The 20255-nt window shown below is 53.3% G+C and carries 22 protein-coding genes; 15 read left to right on the top strand and 7 right to left on the bottom strand.

Annotation, left to right across the window (positions count from 1 at the left end):
• Positions 1-99 precede the first annotated feature (99 nt).
• The 13 genes from KJS57_RS22040 (at position 100) to KJS57_RS21980 (ending at position 10844) form a co-directional block, all read left to right on the top strand.
• Positions 100-627, top strand: a complete 528-nt coding sequence (locus KJS57_RS22040) for a YqeG family HAD IIIA-type phosphatase (RefSeq protein ID WP_211019950.1) — start codon at positions 100-102, stop codon at positions 625-627.
• Entirely contained in the window at positions 624-1751 is a 1128-nt protein-coding gene (gene yqeH, locus KJS57_RS22035) for a ribosome biogenesis GTPase YqeH (RefSeq protein WP_211019949.1), read from the top strand. Before KJS57_RS22040 ends, yqeH begins: the two co-directional genes overlap by 4 nt.
• A 41-nt stretch (positions 1752-1792) precedes the next feature.
• Positions 1793-2659, top strand: coding sequence for a shikimate dehydrogenase (gene aroE, locus KJS57_RS22030; RefSeq protein ID WP_213656372.1), 867 nt, complete (start codon positions 1793-1795; stop codon positions 2657-2659).
• A 67-nt stretch (positions 2660-2726) separates the two neighbouring features.
• The gene (gene yhbY / locus KJS57_RS22025; RefSeq protein ID WP_211019947.1) at positions 2727-3017 is read left to right on the top strand and encodes a ribosome assembly RNA-binding protein YhbY; all 291 of its coding nucleotides are present in this window, start codon (positions 2727-2729) and stop codon (positions 3015-3017) included.
• A gap of 38 nt (positions 3018-3055) precedes the next feature.
• A complete protein-coding gene (locus KJS57_RS22020) occupies positions 3056-3649 on the top strand; it encodes a nicotinate-nucleotide adenylyltransferase (RefSeq protein ID WP_211019946.1) in 594 nt (197 codons plus the stop codon).
• Positions 3633-4214, top strand: a complete 582-nt coding sequence (gene yqeK / locus KJS57_RS22015) for a bis(5'-nucleosyl)-tetraphosphatase (symmetrical) YqeK (protein WP_213656371.1) — start codon at positions 3633-3635, stop codon at positions 4212-4214. Before KJS57_RS22020 ends, yqeK begins: the two co-directional genes overlap by 17 nt.
• Positions 4215-4247: 33 nt before the next feature.
• The gene (gene rsfS, locus KJS57_RS22010; RefSeq protein WP_211019944.1) at positions 4248-4595 is read left to right on the top strand and encodes a ribosome silencing factor; all 348 of its coding nucleotides are present in this window, start codon (positions 4248-4250) and stop codon (positions 4593-4595) included.
• On the top strand, positions 4592-5530 hold the full coding sequence (locus KJS57_RS22005; RefSeq protein ID WP_213656370.1) for a CvfB family protein: 939 nt from the start codon (positions 4592-4594) through the stop codon (positions 5528-5530). Before rsfS ends, KJS57_RS22005 begins: the two co-directional genes overlap by 4 nt.
• A 35-nt stretch (positions 5531-5565) precedes the next feature.
• Positions 5566-6339 (top strand): class I SAM-dependent DNA methyltransferase, encoded by a 774-nt coding sequence (locus KJS57_RS22000; RefSeq protein ID WP_213656369.1) that lies wholly within the window; start codon positions 5566-5568, stop codon positions 6337-6339.
• A gap of 181 nt (positions 6340-6520) precedes the next feature.
• Complete coding sequence (locus KJS57_RS21995) at positions 6521-7189, top strand: SGNH/GDSL hydrolase family protein (RefSeq protein ID WP_213656368.1); 669 nt, start codon at positions 6521-6523, stop codon at positions 7187-7189.
• A 259-nt stretch (positions 7190-7448) separates the two neighbouring features.
• Positions 7449-9164: a ribonuclease J1 gene (gene rnjA, locus KJS57_RS21990; protein WP_211019940.1), complete on the top strand. Its 1716-nt coding sequence runs from the start codon at positions 7449-7451 to the stop codon at positions 9162-9164.
• 164 nt (positions 9165-9328) lie between these two features.
• Positions 9329-9880, top strand: a complete 552-nt coding sequence (locus KJS57_RS21985) for a hypothetical protein (RefSeq protein ID WP_213656367.1) — start codon at positions 9329-9331, stop codon at positions 9878-9880.
• Positions 9873-10844 (top strand): sugar kinase, encoded by a 972-nt coding sequence (locus tag KJS57_RS21980; protein ID WP_213656366.1) that lies wholly within the window; start codon positions 9873-9875, stop codon positions 10842-10844. Before KJS57_RS21985 ends, KJS57_RS21980 begins: the two co-directional genes overlap by 8 nt.
• A 127-nt stretch (positions 10845-10971) precedes the next feature.
• Here KJS57_RS21980 and kduD read toward each other — a convergent pair whose 3' ends face one another.
• Genes kduD through kduI form a run of 3 tightly spaced genes read right to left on the bottom strand, consistent with a single transcriptional unit; the run spans position 10972 to position 13377 of the window.
• Positions 10972-11724: a 2-dehydro-3-deoxy-D-gluconate 5-dehydrogenase KduD gene (gene kduD / locus KJS57_RS21975; RefSeq protein ID WP_213656365.1), complete on the bottom strand. Its 753-nt coding sequence runs from the start codon at positions 11722-11724 to the stop codon at positions 10972-10974.
• 37 nt (positions 11725-11761) lie between these two features.
• Entirely contained in the window at positions 11762-12511 is a 750-nt protein-coding gene (locus KJS57_RS21970; protein WP_213656364.1) for a DeoR/GlpR family DNA-binding transcription regulator, read from the bottom strand.
• A gap of 32 nt (positions 12512-12543) precedes the next feature.
• Positions 12544-13377, bottom strand: coding sequence for a 5-dehydro-4-deoxy-D-glucuronate isomerase (kduI, locus tag KJS57_RS21965; RefSeq protein ID WP_213656363.1), 834 nt, complete (start codon positions 13375-13377; stop codon positions 12544-12546).
• A 211-nt stretch (positions 13378-13588) separates the two neighbouring features.
• On the opposite strand from kduI, the gene KJS57_RS21960 reads away from it, so the two are divergent.
• Positions 13589-15286 carry a hypothetical protein gene (locus tag KJS57_RS21960; RefSeq protein WP_244861666.1) on the top strand — a complete coding sequence of 566 codons (1698 nt, stop codon included), beginning with the start codon at positions 13589-13591 and terminating at the stop codon, positions 15284-15286.
• A gap of 45 nt (positions 15287-15331) precedes the next feature.
• Entirely contained in the window at positions 15332-15997 is a 666-nt protein-coding gene (locus KJS57_RS21955) for a bifunctional 2-keto-4-hydroxyglutarate aldolase/2-keto-3-deoxy-6-phosphogluconate aldolase (RefSeq protein WP_211019934.1), read from the top strand.
• Between the two features lie 78 nt (positions 15998-16075).
• On the opposite strand, the gene KJS57_RS21950 is transcribed toward KJS57_RS21955, so the two are convergent.
• From KJS57_RS21950 to KJS57_RS21935, 4 genes are all read right to left on the bottom strand, one after another.
• Positions 16076-17179 carry a Gfo/Idh/MocA family protein gene (locus KJS57_RS21950; protein ID WP_213656362.1) on the bottom strand — a complete coding sequence of 368 codons (1104 nt, stop codon included), beginning with the start codon at positions 17177-17179 and terminating at the stop codon, positions 16076-16078.
• Positions 17180-17195: 16 nt separating this feature from the next.
• A complete protein-coding gene (locus tag KJS57_RS21945) occupies positions 17196-17939 on the bottom strand; it encodes a ThuA domain-containing protein (protein WP_211019932.1) in 744 nt (247 codons plus the stop codon).
• A 36-nt stretch (positions 17940-17975) separates the two neighbouring features.
• A complete protein-coding gene (locus tag KJS57_RS21940) occupies positions 17976-19145 on the bottom strand; it encodes a Gfo/Idh/MocA family protein (protein ID WP_213656361.1) in 1170 nt (389 codons plus the stop codon).
• A 132-nt stretch (positions 19146-19277) separates the two neighbouring features.
• On the bottom strand, positions 19278-20105 hold the full coding sequence (locus KJS57_RS21935) for an AraC family transcriptional regulator (protein WP_213656360.1): 828 nt from the start codon (positions 20103-20105) through the stop codon (positions 19278-19280).
• Positions 20106-20255 lie beyond the last annotated feature (150 nt).

The raw sequence follows: 20255 nt of genomic DNA, 5'->3' as shown, positions 1-20255 counted from the left end.
CGGTGGTTGCACCGGGGACCTTTTCTTTTTTAAAATATAAATATAAAGCAAGGGTAGAATATGGTATAGTTTTTCGTATGAAACCGAGGTGAACGTAAATTGTTTGAAAGATTTTTGCCCAAATTGCGAGTCAACAATGTCTTTGATATCGACCTCCAAGGCTTGTACGAACAAGGGTACCGGGGAATCATCACGGATCTGGACAATACGCTGGTCGGTGCCAAAGCGCCGTTAGCCACGCCCGAACTGGTAGAATGGTTCGAAAAAGTTAAGAAGGCCGGGTTTAAACTTGTGATCGTGTCAAACAATAATTTGGACAGGGTGTCGGTATTTGCGACTCCTTTGAATATTGAGTTCGTGCATAAGGCGAGAAAACCGGCGGGGTCTTCATTCCGGAAGGGGATGGAGATGATGGGCCTCAGACCGGAAGAGACGATCGTGGTCGGCGATCAAATGATGACCGATATTTTAGGTGGGAACCGTCAAGGGTTGTTCACCGTTCTGGTGCTTCCGATCTCCGCAGCGGATGAAGGTTTCGGCACACGCATCAACCGAAGACTGGAGCGGATCGTGAAGCACCGTCTGGGGAAATCGGGATTATGGCTTGAGGAGGAAAAACAGAAATGACAGATAAGCGGAGCGAAGAGCGCGAATTCCGCTGCAGCGGCTGCGGGATTAAACTGCAGAGCGAAGAGCAGAACAAACCGGGGTATACCCCGCAGCAGGCGCTAACGCGGGAGCCGGTCATTTGCCAGCGCTGCTTCCGCATTAAAAACTATAATGAGTCGTCATCGGTTACCGTGGAGCAGGACGAGTTCCTGCGGCTGCTGAGCCAGATCGGCGGAAAAGAAGCGCTGGTCATTCATATTGTCGATATCTTTGATTTTCACGGCAGCGTGATTTCGGGATTACAGCGGTTTATAGGCAATAATCCGGTGCTGCTTGCGGTCAACAAAATCGATTTGCTGCCTAAAGTGACCAATTGGAACAAAGTCCGGAACTGGGTGCAAAAAGAAGCGAAGGATCTTGGTCTTAAGGTGGAGGACGTCGTCCTGTGCAGCGCGAAGCAAAACAGCGGTTTCGATCGCTTGCTGGAAGCGCTGGAGCAGCATAGAGGCGACCGGGATGTATACGTGGTCGGCTCGACGAATGTCGGCAAATCCACGCTCATCAACCGGCTGATCCGGGATTACAGCGATCTGGATCAGGAGCTGACGGTGTCAAGATACCCGGGTACGACGCTGGATATGGTGCACATTCCGCTGGATGACGGAAGATCGATTATCGATACGCCGGGAATCATGTATCCGTCGAGATACAGCGAGCTCGTAAGCCCGCAGGATTTAGGCATCATTCTGCCGGACAAGCCGTTGAAGCCGGCCGTTTACCAGTTGAACGAAGGCCAAACTATCTTCTTCGGCGGGTTTGGGCGGTTTGATTTTGTACAGGGAGAACGCCAATCGTTCACTTGTTTTGTCAGCGGACGAATTCCGCTGCACCGAACCAAATTGGAGCGTGCGGACGAATTGTTTGCGGATCATGCCGGTGAAATGCTGGCTCCGCCGAGCAAGGAGAGCTTGGATAAGCTTCCGGACTGGACGCGGCATGAATTCCGCATCGCCAAAGGCAGCCGGACCGACCTGTTTATATCAGGACTCGGCTGGATCAAAGTCAATAATGAGGCGGGTGCCGTTGTAGCGGTTCATGCGCCGAAGGGGATTAAAGTTTTAGTCCGGCCGTCGCTGATCTAGCCGGAATTTTCGTTTACGGAACGGGTCAAAGGGGGAGAACTATGAATGTCGTGGGGAAAGAGCGGGAGGAGCTGAAATTGCCTCTGCTGCTGGGCGTCATGGGAGATCCGATCATCCAGTCCAAATCTCCGTCCATGCACCGGGCTGCACTCCAGGCTTCCGGTATCGAAGGGACTTATGTGCCGCTTCATGTAAAGGGTGACCGTCTCGAGGATGCGATCAAAGGAGTGCGTGCGCTCGGATTTCGCGGCGTGAACGTAACGGTGCCCCACAAAGTCGAGGTCATGAAATATCTCGACGAGGTGGATGAAGGAGCCCGTGCGATCGGTGCGGTCAACACAATCGTCAATGACGGAGGCGTCCTGAAAGGCTATAATACGGATGGCATCGGCTATATCCGTTCCCTGAAAGAGCAAGCTGCACCGGATTTGGCCGGGAAGCGGGTGCTGGTGCTCGGTTCCGGCGGCGCGGCGCGCGGGATCGTGTACGCCTTGCTGCAGGAGTCGCCCGCCCGGGTAACCGTGGCGAACCGCACGGCGGAGAAAGCGCGTGAGCTGGCCGCGGAATGGAGCCATCTCGGTGCGCTCAAGGGCTGCGGCATGGAGGAGATCGGCGGCCTGCTGCCGGAGATCGATATTTTGATCAATACGACCTCCGTAGGCATGTATCCGCATCCCGGCCAAACGCCGCTGGATGAGGCGCTGCTGCCTTCCGGCATCGTCGTCAGCGACCTCATCTATAATCCGCTGCGCACGGAACTGCTCCTTCAAGCGGAACGGAAAGGATGTACGATTCATAATGGAATCGGCATGTTCGTCTATCAAGGCGGCTATGCCTTCGAATATTGGACCGGCATGCCGGCTCCGGTGGACGCGATGCGCGCAGCGGTCTTGAGCAGTTTGGTTTAGCCGGCGGACGTTGAAGTGTTAATATATGAAAACAACTATTTTACATTTAGAGGAGTTATGAAATTACATGCTTACAGGAAAACAAAAGCGTTATTTACGGAGCCAGGCCCACCATCTTCAACCGATTTTTCAGGTTGGCAAGGGGGGCACGAACGATCAGATCGTCCGGCATATTTCCGAAGCGCTGGAGCGCCGGGAACTGATTAAAGTATCGGTGCTGAACAACAATCTGGACGATCCGCGCGAAATCGCCGAAGAATTGGCGGAAGGCGCCGGAGCGGAACTGGTTCAACTGATCGGCAGAACGATCGTATTGTATAAAGAATCGCGCGAATACAAGCAGATTGAGCTTCCCTAACAAATGACCGCAATGGAATCGGGGAGGAGGAAACAGTCATGAAAAGAATCGGCATCATGGGAGGCGCGTTTGATCCGATCCATCTCGGGCATCTGCTGGCGGCGGAGGCCGCCCGGGAACAGCATGCCTTGGAAGAGGTTTGGTTCATGCCGTCCCATATTCCTCCTCACAAACACCAGGCCGGTGTGAGCGGGGAGCAGAGGCTCGCCATGGTGGAAGCCGCAACCCATAGCCATCCCGCTTTTAAGCCGCTTGATATAGAACTGCGGCGCGGCGGGGTATCCTATACGGTAGATACGATCAAGGCCCTGCGGAAACAGCATCCTGAGCTGGAGCTGTTTTTTATCATTGGAGCCGACATGGTCAATTATCTTCCAAAATGGGAAGGGATCGAGGAACTGACGGGAATGCTCACGTTTATCGGGCTGCAGCGCCCGGGAAGCTTCCTTGAACTTGATGCGCTGCCTCCATATATTCAGGAGTCGGTGCTTCTGGCGGATATGCCGCTCGTCGACATTTCGTCCAGCCTGATCCGCAAGCGGATCGCGAATGGGTTGTCGGTGCGTTACATGGTGCCCGAAGCGGTGTATGAATATATCGTAAGGAGCGGATTGTATGGAATACACCCGTGAACAGCTGATCGAAATCGTCTCCGGTCAAATGCCTGCCAAACGGTGGAAGCATGTCGAAGGCGTGATGGAGACGGCGGTCATTCTGGCGGAGCGGTTCGGCGGCGATAAGGAGAAGGCGGATCTGGCCGCGTTGCTGCATGATTTGGCCAAATTCTGGCCGGTTGAGCGCCAGGAAGCCATGATCCGTGACAACGGGCTCAATCCCGAGTTGCTGGAGCATGACAAGCAGCTTATGCATGCCGAAATCGGCGCGTTCGTTGCGCAGCGGGACTACGGGATCGAGGATCCGGAGGTGCTGGACGCGGTCCGCTACCATACCTCGGGCAGAGTAGGCATGACGAAGCTCGACAAAATCGTCTGCCTGGCCGACTATATCGAGCCGGGCCGGGAGTTTCCCGGCGTAGAACGGATTCGTGATCTGGCTGAACATAGCTTGGAGGAGGCGTTGGTCGCAGGGTTCGATTCGACGATTTCCTTCCTGCTGGAGAAGGGAAAAGTGATTTTCCCGCTGACCGTCCTTTCCCGTAACGGCCTGATCCAGGAAATCAAGGGTTCAAAACAATAAAACAATTATCATTTTCCATAGGAGGATATATGAATGCCGGTATCACCAACTGAATTGCTAAGCATCGCGGTGGCAGCCGCGGAAGATAAAAAAGCTATGAATCTTGTGGCGCTGGACCTGAAAGGTATTTCGCTGATTGCCGATTATTTCGTGATTTGTCACGGGAACTCGGACACGCAGGTGCAGGCGATCGCTACAGAGGTTCGCAAACGTACGCAGGAAGCGGGCGTGCAAATCCGCGGCATCGAGGGAATGAACTCCGCCCGCTGGGTCCTCATGGATCTGGGGGATGTCGTAGTACACATATTCCACCGGGATGAGCGGGAATATTACAACATTGAGCGGCTTTGGTCTGACGCCAAGGTAGTGGAGAACGTATGAGCCTGATCGCGGGAACGATCGTATCTCTTCCCGTAGACCGGGAAGTTTCGCCTTACGGTTATTTTCTCGGCGGAGGAACGCAGGACGTGCTGCTCCACTACTCCGAACTGACAAGCAAGATTCAGCCTGGGGACACGGTCGAAGTATTCTTGTTCTATGATACGGAAGACCGGTTGGCCGCAACGATGAAAAAGCCGTATCTCACGTTAGGTGAGCTCGCTCTGCTTGAAGTGGCCGACGTTCATCCCCGTCTCGGCTGCTTCCTGGAGATGGGATTGGGCCGGCAACTGCTGCTTCCGATCCGGGAGCTGCCGGAGCTGAAAGAACTGCACCCCCAAGTGGGAGACCGGGTCTACGTCCTTATGGAGCACGACAAACAGGGACGCCTGAAGGCCAAACTGGCCGGCGAGCAGGAGCTGGTTCAGCATGCTTTTCACGCACCATCTTCCTGGAACAATCAGTGGATGGAAGCGATCGTATACAAGCCGTTGCAGATGGGGACGTTTGTAATCGTGGAAGGCGGAGTTCTCGGTTTCGGAGCGATCGGCATGATCCACTCCTCGGAACGAAATCGTATGCTTCGTTTGGGTGAGCGGGTTAAGGTGCGTATTGCGCATGTCCGTGAGGACGGGCGCGTCAACCTGTCGATGGCGCCGCGCAAGGAAATCGGCCGTGACGAAGATTCCGAGCGTATCTTGGCTTACCTGGAGAGCCGGCCCGGCGGCGGAATGCCTTTCTCGGATGCCACAGCGCCCGATCTTATCAAGCAGCGCTTCGGGATCAGCAAATCAGCGTTCAAACGTGCGCTTGGCAAGCTGATGAAGGACGGGAAAATTACACAGAGCGAAAACTGGACTTACCTGACCTCCGCTTTGAAGAATAAAGGGGAATCGCAATCGAAAGATGATTCCCAAGCAGAGACTAAGCCAGAATAATCAGAACGTGCGGAAACGAAAGTGCGGTGACAACCATGGTATCTTATCGAAAATTTGCCTATGTTTACGATGAATTGATGGAAGATATGCCGTATCCCGAGTGGATCCGGTTCGCCCGCATGGCCTGGGAGAAGCACGGTATGCCCACATCGGTCGTTGATCTCGGCTGCGGTACGGGCAGCATTTCGATTCCCCTCGTGAATGCCGGATTTCAGGTGACCGGTATCGATCTTTCGGCGGACATGCTGTCGGTTGCCCGGCGCAAAATGGAAGGAACCACGCAAGGCGTCCGATTGTTCCGTGACGGGAGCATCCGCTGGGTTCAACAGGATATGACGGAATGGGAAATGCCAGAGCCGGTCGATTCGGTAATTTCTTTTTGCGATTGCCTGAACTATCTGCTAGAGAAGGATGACATCGTCAGTACCTTCCGCAGAACCTATGAGGGGCTGAAGCCGGGTGGGACCTTCCTGTTTGATGTCCATCACCCGAACACGCTTCGCCGGTATGAAGAAGAACAGCCGTTCATCTGGGACGAATCCTCCGTAGCTTATATCTGGACCTGCGAACGGGATGACGCACGGGATGAAATAGAACATCATTTAACGATTTTTGCCCGTGAGGAAGAGAACGGTCCTGGCTTGTACCGGCGATTTGAGGAAACTCATGTCCAGCGTGCCTATGATCCGGATTGGATGACCAGCGAGCTGCTTAAGTGCGGGTTCCGGGACGTCTCCTGTTATGCCGACTTCGAGTGGGTGGAAGCGAAGGATGACGCGGCCAGACTGTTTTTTGTAGCGATAAAATAGTGCGGACACAAAATAAGAGAAGGCTCTGCCCCGATGAGGCGGAGCCTTCTTTGCTGCGGCCGGAATTTGCAGTGTTAGATAATTAAGCTGCTCTACCGCAATTTGGCTGCGAAAAACGGCATTCTCTTATATAATTAAAGAACTTGTACTAACAAGTTCATCGAAAAGGGGATTTTAGTTTATGCAAAAGAATAACAAGGTGATTTTATTTCAGGGAGATTCGATTACCGACGGTAACCGGGATCGGGGAACCGACCTCAATCATGTATTGGGACATAGTTACGCTTATATGATCGCGGGAAAGCTTGGCCATACCTGCGCCGAACAAAATCCGTTGTTTATAAACCGGGGTGTGAGCGGTGACCGTGTCTCGGATTTGTACGCGCGCTGGAATGAAGACGCGATCAGCCTGAAGCCCGATGTGCTCAGTATCCTGATCGGCGTGAATGACGCTTGGAGAATCATGTCCGAAGAACCGAGCGGGGTTACAGACCGATTTGAAAGGGCTTACCGGCATCTGCTGACCGAAAACAAGGAGGTTCTGCCTCAGTCCAAACTGGTATTGTGCGAGCCGTTTATTCTTAAAACGGGAGCAACCGTGGCCAAATGGGAGCAATGGACCGACCTGATTTCCGCTTATCAATCCATCGTCCGTGAATTGGCCCGGGAATTCGGCGCGGTTCATGTTCCGCTTCAGGATGCCTTCGACGCCGCTGCCGGACGCAGGGAGGAAGCTTACTGGCTTTGGGACGGAGTACACCCTACGGCGGCAGGTCATCATCTTATCGCCGAGCGTTGGATGGAAGTAGTAAGTGATAGCGGGTTGCTGCAGCAGCTTGGGTTGAATTAGCGCCGTTAATCCGGATTGGCGCGGGGCCAGGCCCTTGAAATAATTCGATTTTATGAAGTGTTTTAACCAGTAGCCAATTGGGTAAATTCTCGAAATAAGATCATTTTAGCTGGCGTTCGGCCTTGTTCCGGCGTCAGCTTGTTTCTGTGCATTAAGGTTAATGTGGTCTCTTCTAAAAATTAATTAGTTATTGCGATTAGATTTCAGTATAATTATGTTTAGATCAGTCTGCATTATTCTAGAGAGGATTAACCGCATAATGAATGAAGCAAATACCAAACCAGTAGCTACGGCAAAGCCTAACCGGCGCCCTAAGCCTTCGCCGCCCCCGGTACGAATCTATTCCCTCGGCGGAATCGGCGAAATCGGCAAGAACATGTACGGCATCGAATACAAGAACGAGATTGTAATTATTGACGCAGGATTGAAATTCCCGGACTCCAAATTGTCCGGTATCGATTATATTATCCCGGACATTACCTACTTGATCGAGAACCAACACAAAATCAAGGGTTTGTTTCTGACTCACGGGCATGAGGACCATATCGGTGCGCTTCCTTTTGTGCTCCGCCAGTTGTCCGTTCCGGTTTACGGCGGTCCGCTGACGATCGGCCTGGTCCGTGCCAAGCTGGAGGAATACAGGATGCTTGGGGAAGTCAAGCTGCATGTGTTCGAGGAGAATGATCGGTACGATTTTCAACAGCTTTCGGTGCATTTTTTCCGGACGACTCACAGCATTCCCGACGCGTTCGGCATCGTAGTAGACACGCCTTACGGAGCTGTCGTTCATACGGGCGATTTTAAATTCGATTTTACTCCGGAGGACAAGCCGGCCGATCTGTTCAAGATGGCCAGCATTGGGGGCGAAGGCGTACTTGCCTTGCTCGCGGACAGCACCAACAGCGAGAAGGAAGGTTTCACCCCTTCCGAACGCCGGGTAGGCGGCGCCATTCTGGATACTTTCCGGCAATGCGACGGAAGAATCCTGTTCGCAACGTTTGCATCGAACGTCCATCGGCTGCAGCAGGTTGTCGAAGCGGCCATGCAGTGTAACCGGAAAATCGCGGTTATCGGCCGCAGTATGGAAAAAGTATTTTCGATTGGACAAGATTTGGGCTATATCCGTATTCCGGAAGGCATGTTGATCGATGTTAAGCATATCGACCGGTATGAAGACAGCCAAATCCTGATCGTATGTACCGGAAGCCAGGGCGAGCCTAACGCGGCGCTAAGCCGGATCGCTTCAGGCGCCCACCGCTCGGTTCAGATTTATCCCGGCGATACGGTAATTTTCTCCTCGTCTCCGATTCCGGGAAATACGCAAAACGTCAACCGGAGCATCGATATGCTGATGCGGGCCGGGGCGCATGTCATTTACGGTTCTATATTTGACATCCATACCTCGGGACACGGAAATCGTGAGGACTTGAAGCTGATGCTCAGCTTTATTCGTCCCAAATTCTTCATTCCGATTCACGGAGAGTATCGGATGCTGCTCAGTCACAAGAAACTGGCGCTGCAAACCGGCCTGACGGAAGACCGGACCTTTGTGCTTAATATCGGCGATACGCTCTCCATCTATCGCAACCGGGCCAAGCGCGGCAGAACAATTCCATCGGGTGAAGTGTTTATCAGCAACGGCGAGATGCGGGCCCGCGAGGATGAATTGATGGAAGAACGGCTGGAGCTTGCGCAGGAAGGCATTGTCATCGTCGTGATGACCTTGGATAAGAAGACCGGGCAAATCTTGGCCGGACCGGATATTGTGACCCGCGGCTTCGTGTACATGCAGGATGCAAGACCGCTGCTGAGACGGGCAGAAGCGGTGCTCAAGCGGGGCCTTACCAAACAGGCTGAACGAGAGGCCTATGACCGGGCGGTCTGGATCAGAAGCATTCATCGGATGATGCGGAAGTACTTCATGAAAGAAGTCGGAAGAGCACCACATATTATGCCTTCGATTTTGGAGGTATAATAAGAAACAAGTATTTTGGAAGGCGGCCTTAGGGGCCGCCTTTTTTAATATAATCTGAAAGGAATAACGCCTCGAACGTTTCCCTTTTTTAAAAGGTTTTCATGAAAATATGGAGAATATTATTAAGTATCCAGATGTATTTTTTCTATGGGGGGAGGTCAGGAATGAGAAAATCGTTATTCATTTTCTTTACTTTCTTCACTGTATTTCTTTCAGCGTGTAATCCCAGCGATAGAAGCCTCGCCGAAGTTGTTAGGGATATTCGGGAGACTATTCCTAATTTCACCATTCCAGTCTTGGATGGTTATGAGGTGAACTCTGTTTTTGATATATCTCTGCCTCAATCTGATACTTCGGCCTTTATTATTAATTACACAGAGCGCAAAGGAAAGAAGTTGAAATCCGAGTTTGGTCCCGAAGATAGCATTCAGGCTCTTTATGGGCCCTATGAAGGGGATGGACTGCTGGAGATTGGAATTAGTGAGCCCGTAGCCGGAAAATCAACAACGGAATATGAGAACACTCGGACCGTGAACGGCCTGACAATTCAATACAATCGTTCAGTGCCATTAAACGCCATCTTGATTTCTACGAAATTTAACGGCCTGTCTTACTTGGCTTCGTCGAGGTCGATAACAAACGAGTATGAAGAGGAACAATTCTTGGAGTTATTCACTAAAGCCCTTAAGGAATTAGGAGAGAACAGGAATGAATGAACTAGTGACAAAGATTGGTACCCCCGAGGTCATTACTTTCGGGGAAAGTATGGCTTTACTGATCGCCGAGGGTGGCAAAGGGCTGGAATACGCCAGATCGCTGGAGCCTTCGTTCGGCGGGGCGGAGAGCAATGTGGCGATCGGGCTGGCCCGGCTGGGGCATGCCTCGGGTTGGTGCGGACGTCTGGGAAATGATCCGTTCGGACAACGGATCATGAAATCCATCCGCGGCGAAGGCGTTGACGTTTCCCGTGCGGAGCTGACGGAAGAAGCCCCTACAGGGCTGATGATTCGTGAGAATGTCGCAGGCAAGAGCTCGGTTTACTATTACCGCAAGCAATCGGCCGCGAGCCGTATGGCCCCGGAGCATCTGGACGAGGAATACATAGCATCCGCCAAAATCCTGCATGTTACCGGCATCACGCCGGCGCTGGGCGCATCCTGCGCAGACACGGTAGCGGCCGCAATGGACATGGCCAAGCGTCATGGCGTCAAAGTCAGCTTTGATCCGAACTTGCGGTTGAAGCTGTGGGGAGTAGATGAAGCAAGGAAGGTGCTTTTGCCGCTCGCTATGAAAGCGGATTATTTCTTGCCGGGCCTGGATGAACTGAAGCTGCTGTACGAGACCGATTCGATGGACGCGATTCTTGCGAAGCTCGATGAGCTGCCGGGAGCAAGCGTCATTAAGGGCGGAGAGAACGAGACTTACTTGTACGAAAAAGGAAAACTGACGGCGGTCCCTTACTTCAAAGCGGAGCACGTCGTTGATACGGTTGGCGCGGGCGACGGATTTTGCGCCGGCTTCCTGGCGGGTCTGCTCCGGGAGTATGGCCTTGAGGAATCGGTCCGCCTCGGCAACCTGATCGGATCTCAGGTCATTCAGGCCGTCGGGGATTGGGAAGGCTTGCCGAGCGCAGCGGAGATCGAAAGGCTGCTGGCCGGGAAAGGCCATGTGGAGCGGTAGATAACCTCTATAACTTCTCCTGCCTGCTTCAGTAATAGAAATAAAGAAAAGCCCGTTCGGAGGTTGATCCCCCGAACGGGCTTTTTTGTGTGCTAAATTATGCTTAGTTGTACTCAGCTGTACTCAGTTATCTCGCCATCCAGCCGCCGTCGACGCAGAGGATATGACCGTTCACATAATCGGCTGCAGTGGATGCCAGGAAGACGGCGGGTCCTTTAACATCCTCCTGCGTTCCCCAACGTGCGGCAGGAATCCGATCGGTGATCGAGGCGGTTCTGTTCTCATCGGCACGGATCGGAGCCGTATTGTCCGTTGACATATATCCCGGGGCGATCCCGTTGACCTGGATGCCGCTTGCTGCCCACTCATTGGCGAAGGCTTTGGTCAGCCCGGCGACTCCATGCTTCGAGGCCGTGTAACCCGGAACATTGATACCGCCCTGGTAGGAGAGCATCGAACAGATGTTGATGATTTTACCGCTTCCCCGCTCGATCATATGTCTGCCGGCGATCTGCGAGAGCAGGAATACGGTGTTCAAGTTAATGTCGATGACATCGAACCAGTCTTTCTCGCTATGGTCCTTGGCCGGCGTACGGCGGATGATACCGGCATTGTTGACGAGAATATCGATATGCCCGGTCAACTTGAGGGCTTCGTCAAAGGTTGCCTGCAGCTTATCGTGATTGCTGAGATCGACCTCGATGACGGATGCTTTTCTGCCCAGTGCCGTAATCCGGTCCGCGGTTTCCTGGCTTGAACTATAAGAAGCGCACACGACATCGGCGCCCGCTTCCGCCAGGCCGATCGCGATGCCTTGGCCGAGTCCGCCGGACGAGCCGGTAACAAGGGCTGTTTTTCCCGAAAGATCGAATAATTTCATAGTAAGAACACTCCTTAGAATAAGTGGAGAATCGTAGTTATTCCACAATAATGCCCGCATCCGAATAGGTACGGCCTATCTCGGCGGGAAGTGCGCCGTCCGTTATGATCCGCGTGATTTCGTTCAGGGATGCAAAGGTACGAAGCGCGGTTTGTCCGAATTTATGATGATTGATCACGGCGATCACTTCACGGGCCGTATCGATCAAGGCCCGCTTGAATTCAATCAGATCGCCGGTGTAGATGGATAGTCCGTGTTCCGGATGGATTCCGGTCGCCGAAATAAACGCTTTTTGAATGTTCAATTGTTTTACGTAATCCGTTGCCTCCGGACCGGCCAGCATATTGCGGACGCGATACCCGCCCGGAACGACGAGACGGATATGGTCTTTGGCGGCAAGTTCGCTGATAATATAGACGTCGTTCGTAATGACGGTCATAGGCCGGTTATCGAGGCGGCGCGCAATCTCCAGCGTGGTGCTGCCGCCGTCAAGCGCAATGATGTCGCCTTCCTGGATATGGGCCAGCGCTTTGCGGGCGATATCGGCTTTTTCCTCCGCATGCTTGACCAGGGGTTCCTTGGCGGGAAGAATACCGAACTGGTCCCCTTGGGCAAGAACCGCTCCGCCATGCACGCGGATGATCAACCCTTGCTCCTCAAGCCGGGTAAGATCCTCACGGATCGTTTTGCCCGTAACCCCGAGCCTGTCGCTTAGTTCCGCTACCGTGACCTCTTTGTTCGTCAGCAGAACCTCCATAATTTTTTCGTAACGTCGTATCGAGCTCATATCATGTCCACGCTTCCGTTTAGTTTTACCTCTTATTTTAAATGTTTCATAGGGACGGCGTCCATATCGGAATAAGCTTTGTTATCTCCGGCCATGCCCCAAATAAACGTATAATTGCTGGTGCCCACTCCGCTGTGAATCGACCAGCTCGGCGAAATGACGGCTTGTTCGTTTCTCATTACGATGTGACGCGTTTCGTCCGGCTCGCCCATCAGGTGGAAAACAACAGCTTCCTCCGGCAAGTCGAAATACATGTAAGCTTCCATCCGGCGAGGATGAACGTGGGCAGGCATCGTATTCCACATGTTGCCGGTTTTGAGCTGCGTCATTCCCATCACCAGCTGCGAGCTTTGAAGCCCGTTCTCGTGAATGAAGCGATGGATCGTCCGGTCGTTGGAATTTTCGATAGAGCCCAGTGCACCGGATTCCGCTTCGGCGAGCGTTGTTTTTGCGGTTGGGAATTCTTTATGGGCAGGCGCTGAATTCAGATAGAATTTGGCCGGATTCGCAGCGTCCTTGCTTTTGAACAGAACCTCTTCCGAGCCCATTCCTACATACAGGCAATCCTTTGTGTTCAATTCATAGTCCGTACCGTCTACGGAGATGATGCCGGGGCCGCCGACATTGATCGCTCCGAGTTCGCGCCGCTCCAGGAAGTAGGCCACACCCAGTTCTTTCAAATCGACTTCCAGCTTCACAGCTTCGTTTACCGGCGCCGCTCCGCCGACAATCATGCGGTCCTCATGGGTAAGCACCAGCTCAAGCTGGTCTGGCGTGAATAGTTTGGGAATATGAAATTCCTGACGAAGCCGTTCCGTATCGAACCGCTTAACTTCGTTGGGATGAGAGGCGTAACGTCTTTCCATAAATAAATCTCCTCTTTTCGTTTATTTAGGTTTATAATGTTTATATAGGTTTACATTAATCCTTTTTTGTTCATTTTGCAAGCTATCCTCTTCTGCACTCAGTATGGGATCGAAAAATGTTGTAATAAATGCGGTTTTGCCTTTAAATTGCCGAATTACGAGTCCCGGACAAACATGTTAGGATATTAATCAACGAGGGAATAGGGATGAAATGAAGAAAAGGAAAGGGGAGAAAATGAACGGTTACACCACAAGAATGAATGAGATCGTTCGGTCTGTAGCGGAACAAGCATGGAGAGAGCCCTTGCTTACCAGCGGGTTGTGGTTTCATGGAGACGTACGCAATAACTTTTACTATGCTTCCTACCTGTTCGCCGCTTCGACAGATCCGCTATATGAAGAAGAACTGCCATTTGACCGGCAGGAAGCCAAGCGGTTGGCGGAGCATGTCCTGGTCCGGGTGCTCCGGCTTCAACAGAGGGATCCGGACCGTCCGATGTACGGCCATTGGCCGCTGAATTTGGACCCGGTACCGGAAACGGCGGCCCCGCATGAGCTGCCGGTGGAATTGATGGGGAGCCTGATGGCTTATTTCCACCGCAAGTACGAACGGCAGATGAGCGGACACCTTGCGGCGGAGTTTGAGACAGCGCTGGGTCATGTTTATCGCGGAGGATTTTATCGCCGGCCGCTTACCGTCTGCAATCATCATGAGGCCAAATACACAGCGGCGAAGCTGATTTTCGGACAGCTTTATGGCGACGAGGAGCTTCTGGAGGACGGTAAAAACTGTTTGGCCTCGACCTTGGAGCGCCTTCGCAAGGAAGGTATGGCCGAGTACGGATGCCTGCCTTGGTTCTGGCACTGGATTCAGGCTATCACCTGCGCTTTGGAATTTGCCGCCGATCCTCGGGTAGAGAGCGACCTTGATGAGCTGCTTGACGAATTATGGACGCTGCGAGCTTCTTATTATTTGAAGGGAGCTTGGGCAGGAGCTCACTCGCGGGGGTGGCCGCATGATGCTCCAAGCGATGCCAATGTCCTCCATGATTATGCCCAGTTTGGCGATTTTGAGCTTCCGGCAGACATGCCCCGGACGGAATATGCCGGTTTTCTGTTCCGGGAAGCGCCGGAAAGAGCAAGAAGTCTGGCATTAAACCGGACGGAGCCGGCGGTGGTGAGCCGGGCACTTTGGAAAGTCACGGACGAAGGATTTCGGCAGCTTCACTCCTATGCTTACGTGACGAAGCATTATGCCGCCGGCGGCCTATGGGAGCGAGTCCGGGAATTCGACAATGAGCAGTTGCGCTGGATGTTCAGTATTCCGGTCCGCCGGGGCGGTCAGGGAAATCAGCTCTATTTTTTCCATCCGGGCGAAGGGTATGATCCTTCCGGGCGGGATCCGCGCCATCAAAGTCCGTGGATGGAAGTCCTCTACCGTAAAAATGTGGTAATATCATTGTATCCGCTTCCAGCCGAAGCCATTGAACAGGATGCTCCGGAAGGTAATGAAGTTGTCGGTGTCTTGCCTGAAGGCGAATGGATTTACGAAGCGGAAGCTTTATTCGGAAAAGTGGACGAGGTGCTGTTTGCCGTTTATTTGAACGGAAGCTACGAAATCCGTCCGATGTCCGGGTACAACCTTGCTGTTTGCCGCGGTTCCCGGATCGGCGTTGTCGTCGAGGCCGTCTCCCTAGAGGACGTCAAGACTAAAGGAATCAACAGCTTGACGGATTTTGCGGCGTTGATGGCGGGACGAACTCCCGTTTTTGCCGATGAAGGGGGACTAACCGTTGAATATACGGGACTCCTTCATGAAGAGAACCTTCGCTTAGCGAAGTTGGCGGAAGGAAAGGCGGAGTCCAGCGTCAACGGAACCGAAATTACATTTCAGCAATATACCGTGTGAATCATATCAATTATCCAACCATCCTATAAAGAAAGAGGAGTTCATATGAAAAAATTACAATTGGTGCAGAAAATCGCGGAGGAAGGCGTCGTTGCCGTGCTGCGCGGCGAAACGCCTGAGCAAGTGGTAGAGATGGCTGAACAGGCAATTGCCGGCGGCATTAAAGTGATCGAGGTGACGATGACCGTGCCTTTCGCGCTGCGGGCCATTGAGATGCTATCCGCCAAATATTCGTGGGATTCAAAAGATCCCGCCAGCTACGCCATCATCGGCGTAGGAACGGTGCTTGATCCCGAGACCGCTCGGGCGGCGATTCTAAGCGGTGCGCAATTCGTCGTAGGTCCTTGTCTCAACCGGGATACCGTCATGCTCTGCAACCGTTACCGGATCCCGGTCATGCCGGGAGTTATGACCATCAAGGAAATCCAGGAAGCGCTGGAACTCGGAGCGGATATCGTCAAGCTGTTCCCGGGCAACCTCTACGATCCGTCCATGATCAAAGCGATCAAGGGGCCGTTGCCGCAGGCCAACATTATGCCGACCGGCGGCGTGTCGCTGGACAATCTCGGCGATTGGATCAAGGCCGGCGCGGTTGCCGTAGGCATCGGCTCGGACCTGACGAATGAGGCATTGAAGCAAAAGGATTTCTCCATCATCGCTCAAAAGGCGGCTGCTTATAAAGAGGCGTATTTGCAGGCCAAAGCCCGCTAATGTCAGCGCAAATTCAAAAAAGACGGTTGAAGCCATCGGCTTCACCGTCTTTTTATTTTATTCGCTCCGATATCGTTATTAATCCAGCGTGTACGGCTTAAGACCTGCCGGAAGCGCAGCAGGGCGCGTGCATCGGCTCTTCATTTCATGATAGTGACCGGAATCGGAAGAATGATGAAACGCCCACATGGCTTCAAGCACATGGTAAGCGAGCTCGCCGTTCGCCCGGTGCTTGCGGCCGCGCAGCAGCGCGTACGCCATATCGGCGGGGCCGATGCCGCGGCTGTTGTCCTCGTAGCCCGGCAGCAGCGGCTGCTCGGTCCAGTCCGCTTCGCCGGTCCGGCGATATTTGACCGGCCCGCCGAACGTGTTCGGATCCGGCACCAGCAACGAACCTTCGGTGCCGTGGATCTCGATCGGCGGGAGGCTGCTGCCGCCGAAAATGTCGAAGCTGGTGATCAGGCTGGCGATCGCCCCGCTTTCGAACTCCAGCGTTCCGGCGACATGTGTCGGAACTTCAACGGGAACCCGCGAGCCGTACTTTTTCTCGCTGGTGATGGTCCGCTCCGGCAAAGCCTTGCCCGTGATGCCGGCAATTCGGGCGATAGGCCCGAGCAATTGCACGAGTGCGGTCAAATAGTAGGGGCCCATATCAAACATGGGGCCGCCGCCCGGCGCGTAGTAGAACTCGGGATCGGGATGCCAATGCTCGTGGCCCCGGCTCATCATAAACGCCGTGGCCGAGACCGGACGCCCGATTACACCGTCTTCGATCAGCCCGAGCGCGGTCTGAATGCCGGCTCCGAAGAATGTTTCGGGCGCGCTCCCTACCAACAGGCCTCTGGCCTGAGCTTCCTCCAATACCTGCCGTCCTTCCTCGAGGGAGACAGTTAGCGGCTTTTCCACATACACATGCTTACCGGCCCGCAGCGCCTGCAAGCTGACTTCGGCGTGCACGGCAGGGATCGTCAGGTTGATGACGATGCCGATCTCCGGATCGGCTAACAGTTCCTCGGTGGTACAAGCGCGGGGGATGCTGTACAGTGCCGCTTGCTCCCGGGCCCGGTTCAAATCCAGGTCCGCGCAGGCCACGAGATCCAGCACCTCGAATTTAGGACAATTTTCCATATAGATGCCGCTGATTTTTCCGCAGCCGATAATACCGACTTTGATTTTCTCCATAACCGGTTCCATCCCTTTATGCGTCATATTGGCTGTCGCCCATCCCGCTGTAGCTGAACCCGCCGGCGGATGAGTCTTTCCCTTGCTGTGACATAGCGCGTTGTTTGCCATCTGCCGCCCATAGCATGCCTCGCGTCATGAGCTCTTTGACCGTCGGCAGCGCAACGATATCTGCGTGATGGCCGAGCGAGTTGTAGTACACGCGTCCGTGGCCCCAGCGTTTCGTCCACACGACCGGCATATCGACCGCTTTGTTGAAGCGGTGAGGGCCGTCGACGACCGGAAAGCGGGTCGTGGCAAGTACCTCGACCGCGGGGTCGACATGCAGATAATACTGCTCGGTCTTCACGGCAAAATCTTCGATGCCGTCGACCAGCGGGCTGGAGCTTTGCTTGATTTCCACTTGGTAATCCACTCCGTCGTTTCCGGGATGAGCTACCCATTGTCCGCCTGTCATGAACTGCCAGTCCACATTGTTACGGAACGAATCGCACATGCCTCCATGACAACCGGCGAGACCGGTCCCAGCCTGTACGGCTGCCGACACATTATTGACAAGCTCCTGCGAAATTTCACCCATCGTCCAGACCGGAACGATCAAATCCAGCCCTAGCAATTTTTCGGCATCCGCATAAGCTTCCAGCGTGTCCGAGACTTCAACGTCAAAGCGGTGCTCCCGCAGAACCCCGGCGAAAATATCCGCCACCTGCTCCGGTTCATGGCCGTCCCAGCCTCCCCAGACGATTAATGCTTTTTTCATGATGATCGGGTCTCCTTCATATATCGGATTTCATTCTTATTCCATCTCTGATAAGTCCACCCACCGGCGTTCGCTCACCGAGCGTTCCACCGCCTCCAGCACGGCCTGACATTTCACGCCATCGCGGAAATTCGGTTCAGGCTGGCGGCCTTCCGATATCGCTGCTCCGAGTTCCAGCACCTCGTGGATAAAGGTGTGCTCAAAACCGATCGTATGTCCCGGCGGCCACCAGGCCTCCGCATAGGCATGTGCAGGATCTGTAGCCAGAACGCGCCGGAATCCCTGCACGTCTTCGTCGTCCGAGGTGAAATAGACTTCGAGCTCATTCATCCGTTCGAAATCGAACTTGACGCTGCCGAGGCTTCCGTTGATCTCGAACGAATTGGTCGAGCGATGTCCGGCGGCAAACCTCGTCGCTTCGAAGCTGCCGAGCGCCCCGTTCTCGAACCGGGCCAGGAACAGGGTGGCATCGTCTACCGTTACCGGACCTTTGGGGGCGTCTTTACCCTTGCCGCCCTTGGCGCTGAGTCCGGTCATCTCGTCGGCCAGCGGCCGTTCCTTAATAAAGGTCTCGCTCATGCCGATCACCTCGCGAATGTCGCCGACGAGATAGTGGGCAAGATCGATAAGATGCGCTCCAAGGTCGCCGTGTGAACCGGAACCTGCGATCTCTTTTTGCAGCCGCCATACAAGCGGGAATTCCGGATCCAGAATCCAGTCCTGGAGGAACCAGGCTCTGAAATGATAGATTTGCCCCAAGCGGCCGCTTTCGACCAGCTTTTTGACCAACTGGACCGCCGGTGAAAACCGGTAGTTAAACCCGACCATATGACGCACGCCAGCCGCCTCAGCCGCCTGCAGCATTTCACGGGAATCGCCTAATGTAAGCGCTAACGGTTTTTCACAAAAAATGTGCTTTCCCGCCTTGGCCGCAGCCAGTGCGATCTCTTTGTGGACGTCGCTTGGCGCATTGATGTCGATCAGGTCGATGTCGTCCCGGGCAACAAGCTCCTTCCAGTCCGTGACGTATTCTCTCCAGCCCAATTGCTCGGCCGCAAGACTGACGGCTTTCTCGTCTCTGCCGCACAGCACCGACATTTCGGGCTTCACGGCTTCAGGAAAAAACATGGGCAGCGTGCGATAGGCATTGCTGTGGGCTTTTCCCATAAACTTATAACCGACCATTCCGATGCGTAGTTGCTTCATAGAATCCCTCCATCAAAGATTTCAAATTTGAAATGATGAATGTAAGTCCATTATAGAAAGAAGCCAGCGAAATCTCTCGCCAGTTTATGCCGTTATATAGTCAAAAAATGCACTTTTTATCTCAGAGATCAACTAATTCTTTCTTCTGCGAACCTCGGAAGGCGGGCAGCCTTGAAGCTCCCGATATACCCGGTTAAAGGTGCGGACGCTGCCAAAACCGCAGTCCAATGCGATGTCCGTAATGCTGGCATCACTGATTTCCAGCCGTCTCGTAGCATTTAGCACGCGAATCGTATTGAGGTAGGTTCTGAAGTTCATACCGATCGATTTTTTGAACATGCGACAAAAATAGGACGGCTCCATTCCGAACTGGACGCACATCGCTTCGACAGAAAGATCCTCTTGATAATGCTCTTCAATGAACGACAATATCCGTTGAATTCTTATTTTCCTGGTGGCGATCCGTTCTTGCGATTCCCGCTCCAGGGCATGAACAGGCAGGTGTCTTTGCATTATGGCGCACAGTTCCAGCAAGCTCGCTTGTATGAGCAGCCGGTGCCCGGGCTTGGCTTCCTTTTTTTCTCGCAGAATACGGTTCAGTATCGCCTTTACCGTTTGCAATCCGGGCTGATCGGCGGGAATAAAGGGAGATTCAAAACGAAAATCGCCGGGCCAACTCACGGATTTTCCGACCAGCTCCGGGTGAAAAATGACGACGATCATGTTGGAGGCAAGATCCTTGCTATCAAAGTAATGAATGTCGTTGCTGCCGAAAATAGCCATATCGCCCTGCTTCAACAGGCGCTTGTCCTCATTTGCTCCAACCAGAATGCTGCCCGACTCCACGTAAACGAATTCGACCTCGGCATGAAAATGGGGATAAAAGGAGAGATCGATGCTTTGATGGATCACCATAGGCAGCTCCTGATCGAGTTTCCAGTTCTGATAAAAAGTTTTCATAAGGCGGCTCCCTTACTGCGGGTTTTCCCCACATCATAGCGGGAAGTGCAATTTTTGTCTAATTCATGCCGATTTCATATTCTAAGAAATCTAGTGATAGATTTCCTAATTAATGGGGTAGGAAGCAGGAATATTTTGCTATATAGTTAT

Origin of the sequence: Paenibacillus vini, from assembly GCF_018403325.1 — a bacterium.
Lineage (GTDB): Bacteria > Bacillota > Bacilli > Paenibacillales > Paenibacillaceae > Fontibacillus > Fontibacillus vini.
This window is presented reverse-complemented; position numbering and strand designations above follow the sequence as displayed.

Excerpts from the sequence above, each read along its gene's own strand:
- KJS57_RS21985 (WP_213656367.1), top strand. The coding sequence starts at position 9,329 with ATGAGAAAATCGTTATTCATTTTCTTTACTTTCTTCACTGTATTTCTT.
- KJS57_RS22000 (WP_213656369.1), top strand. The coding sequence starts at position 5,566 with ATGGTATCTTATCGAAAATTTGCCTATGTTTACGATGAATTGATGGAA.
- KJS57_RS21960 (WP_244861666.1), top strand. The coding sequence starts at position 13,589 with ATGAAGAAAAGGAAAGGGGAGAAAATGAACGGTTACACCACAAGAATG.
- rnjA (WP_211019940.1), top strand. The coding sequence starts at position 7,449 with ATGAATGAAGCAAATACCAAACCAGTAGCTACGGCAAAGCCTAACCGG.
- KJS57_RS22005 (WP_213656370.1), top strand. The coding sequence starts at position 4,592 with ATGAGCCTGATCGCGGGAACGATCGTATCTCTTCCCGTAGACCGGGAA.
- KJS57_RS21955 (WP_211019934.1), top strand. The coding sequence starts at position 15,332 with ATGAAAAAATTACAATTGGTGCAGAAAATCGCGGAGGAAGGCGTCGTT.
- aroE (WP_213656372.1), top strand. The coding sequence starts at position 1,793 with ATGAATGTCGTGGGGAAAGAGCGGGAGGAGCTGAAATTGCCTCTGCTG.
- yhbY (WP_211019947.1), top strand. The coding sequence starts at position 2,727 with ATGCTTACAGGAAAACAAAAGCGTTATTTACGGAGCCAGGCCCACCAT.
- yqeK (WP_213656371.1), top strand. The coding sequence starts at position 3,633 with ATGGAATACACCCGTGAACAGCTGATCGAAATCGTCTCCGGTCAAATG.
- KJS57_RS21940 (WP_213656361.1), bottom strand. The coding sequence starts at position 19,145 with ATGAAGCAACTACGCATCGGAATGGTCGGTTATAAGTTTATGGGAAAA.
- KJS57_RS21970 (WP_213656364.1), bottom strand. The coding sequence starts at position 12,511 with ATGAGCTCGATACGACGTTACGAAAAAATTATGGAGGTTCTGCTGACG.
- KJS57_RS22020 (WP_211019946.1), top strand. The coding sequence starts at position 3,056 with ATGAAAAGAATCGGCATCATGGGAGGCGCGTTTGATCCGATCCATCTC.
- yqeH (WP_211019949.1), top strand. The coding sequence starts at position 624 with ATGACAGATAAGCGGAGCGAAGAGCGCGAATTCCGCTGCAGCGGCTGC.
- kduD (WP_213656365.1), bottom strand. The coding sequence starts at position 11,724 with ATGAAATTATTCGATCTTTCGGGAAAAACAGCCCTTGTTACCGGCTCG.
- rsfS (WP_211019944.1), top strand. The coding sequence starts at position 4,248 with ATGCCGGTATCACCAACTGAATTGCTAAGCATCGCGGTGGCAGCCGCG.
- KJS57_RS21950 (WP_213656362.1), bottom strand. The coding sequence starts at position 17,179 with ATGGAGAAAATCAAAGTCGGTATTATCGGCTGCGGAAAAATCAGCGGC.
- KJS57_RS21980 (WP_213656366.1), top strand. The coding sequence starts at position 9,873 with ATGAATGAACTAGTGACAAAGATTGGTACCCCCGAGGTCATTACTTTC.
- KJS57_RS21945 (WP_211019932.1), bottom strand. The coding sequence starts at position 17,939 with ATGAAAAAAGCATTAATCGTCTGGGGAGGCTGGGACGGCCATGAACCG.
- KJS57_RS21935 (WP_213656360.1), bottom strand. The coding sequence starts at position 20,105 with ATGAAAACTTTTTATCAGAACTGGAAACTCGATCAGGAGCTGCCTATG.
- KJS57_RS21995 (WP_213656368.1), top strand. The coding sequence starts at position 6,521 with ATGCAAAAGAATAACAAGGTGATTTTATTTCAGGGAGATTCGATTACC.
- kduI (WP_213656363.1), bottom strand. The coding sequence starts at position 13,377 with ATGGAAAGACGTTACGCCTCTCATCCCAACGAAGTTAAGCGGTTCGAT.